This window comes from Frankia sp. CcWB2 (assembly GCF_977927585.1).
In genome coordinates, this window is record NZ_CDWRCM010000014.1 from 1 (window position 1) to 2,417 (window position 2,417).

Annotated in this window: 1 protein-coding gene; it reads right to left on the reverse strand. The window is 72.0% G+C overall.

Annotated elements, in window-relative coordinates:
* On the reverse strand, nucleotides 1–2,275 hold a 2,275-nt coding region (gene purL, locus ACY45C_RS03005), incomplete at its 3' end, for a phosphoribosylformylglycinamidine synthase subunit PurL (RefSeq protein WP_462186130.1).
* Between the last annotated feature and the right edge of the window lie 142 nt (nucleotides 2,276–2,417).

Genomic DNA, 2,417 nt, shown 5'->3' on the forward strand with positions numbered 1-2,417 from the left:
GGCCGAACAGCGCCGGCAGCGTTCCCTCGTGCGCCGCGCGCAGCTCGTCGAGGCCGACGGTGAAGGCGTCCTGTACGTCGAGGGTGTCCCGGTCGACGACACCGACGCGCCGCCACGGCAGGCCCCGCACCTCGCACATGCCGGTGAAGCGCAGTTCCTCTGTGCGGGGCACCGCGACGACGGCGCGGCCGGCCGACTCGCTGAACAGCTCGACGAACGGGTCTGATCCGGCCGGCAGGATGATCCGGGCGCCGTGCCCGCCGCGCAGGCACGACTCGACGAGCGCCTGGGCGAGCCCACCGTCGGAGAGGTCGTGCGCGGCGGTGAGCATGCCGTCGCGGGAACCGGCGACGAGGATCTCGCCGAGCAGCTTTTCCCGGGCGAAGTCGACGGCCGGCGGCTCGCCGCCGAGATGGCGATGCGTCACCCACGCCCACTCCGAGCCGCCGAATTCGTCGGCGGTGTCGCCGAGCAGGATCAGGACGTCTCCCTCCTCGGCGAAGCCGATGGGCGTCCGGCGAGTGACGTCGTCGAACAGGCCGAGTACCCCGATCACCGGGGTCGGATGGATCGGCGTCGAGCCGGTCTGGTTGTAAAACGAGACGTTGCCGCCCGTTACCGGGAGGCCGAGCCGCCGGCAGCCCTCGGCGAGGCCCGCGCACGCCTGGGCGAACTGCCACATCACCTCGGGATCCTCGGGGGAGCCGAAGTTCAGGCAGTTCGTCACCGCGATCGGCACCGATCCGGTGGCGGCCACGTTGCGGCACGCCTCCGCCAGGGCGAGCTGGGTGCCGGCGAACGGGTCGAGCCGTGCGTACCGCCCGTTGCCGTCGGTGGCGAGCGCGATCCCCAGGCCGGTGGCCGCCGACAGCCGGAGCACGCCCGCGTCCTCCGGCTGGGCGAGCACGGTGCCCGCCTGCACGTACCGGTCGTACTGGTCGGTCACCCAGGCCCGCGAGCACAGGTTCGGGGAGGCGACCAGCCGCAGCAGGGTCTCCCGCAGCTCCGGCCCGGTCCGTGGCCGGGCGAGCCGGGCGGGCGTGGGCGCGTCCGCCCGGACCAGGTCGAAGTCGACCGGGCGGCGCAGAGGGCGCTCGTAGACTGGGCCATCGTCGGCGAGTGATCCGGGCGGAACGTCGACGACGACCTCGCCATGCCAGCGTACGGTCAGCCGACCGCTGTTGGTGACGGTGCCGATCCTGGTCGCGAGCACACCCCAGCGCTCGGCGAGGGCGAGAACCTCGGGCAGCGCCTCGGGCGTGACGATCGCCAGCATGCGCTCCTGGGACTCGCTCGCGAGGATCTCGTGCGCGGCCATCGACGCCTCGCGCAGGGGCACGAGGTCGAGGTCGACCTCCATGCCGCCGGGCTGGCCGGTGGCGATGCCCGCGGCGGTGGTCTCGGTCAGCGCGCAGGTCAGCCCGGCGCCGCCGAGATCCTGGATGCCGGTGACGAGCTTGCGGTCGAACAGCTCCAGGCAGGCCTCGATCAAGATCTTCTCGGTGAACGGGTCGCCGACCTGCACCGAGGGCCGCCGGGCCGGGCCGCCGCCCTCGTCGAAGGTCGCCGACGCCAGTATCGAGACGCCGCCGATGCCGTCCCGGCCGGTCCTGGCGCCGAGCAGGACGACGGCGTTGCCGACCCCGGTCGCCGCCGACGTCTGCACCCGATCGACCGGCATGACCCCGACGCACAGGGCGTTGACCAGCGGGTTACCCGCGTAGGTCGGGTCGAAGACGACCTCGCCGCCGATGGTGGGCAGGCCGAGGCAGTTGCCGTAGCCACCGATGCCGGCGACGACCCCGGGCAGGACCCGGGCGGTGTCCGCAGCGTCGGCCTCGCCGAAGCGCAGCGGGTCGAGCACGCCGATCGGGCGGGCCCCCATGGTCAGGATGTCGCGGACGATGCCGCCTACACCCGTCGCGGCCCCCTGGTATGGCTCGACGAAGCTGGGGTGGTTGTGCGACTCGATCTTGAAGGTGACCGCCAGCCCCTCGCCGACGTCGACGACGCCCGCGTTCTCCCCCATGCCCACCAGCAGCCGGTCCGTCGACGGGGTATCCCGGAACTGCCGCAGATGCACCTTGGAGGACTTGTAGGAGCAGTGCTCGCTCCACATCACCGAGTACATCGCGAGTTCGGCGTCGCTGGGCCGGCGACCGAGGGTCGCGATGATCAGGGCGTACTCGTCGTCGGTGAGCCCCAGCTCCCGGTAGGGCTGCTCGGCGGGGGGACTCACGGAGGTGGCCGCGGGGGCGGCGGGGTTGCCGGTCACCCTCCCATCCTCGCCGATATCCCCTGATCCGGGCTCCCGGGCGGACAAGGAGACCCCTTCGTAACCAAAAATCCCTCTTTAAGAGGAAAAAGCCGACAAAACGCCGGACAGTACCGAGGTGAACATGCGAAGCCCGCCGACC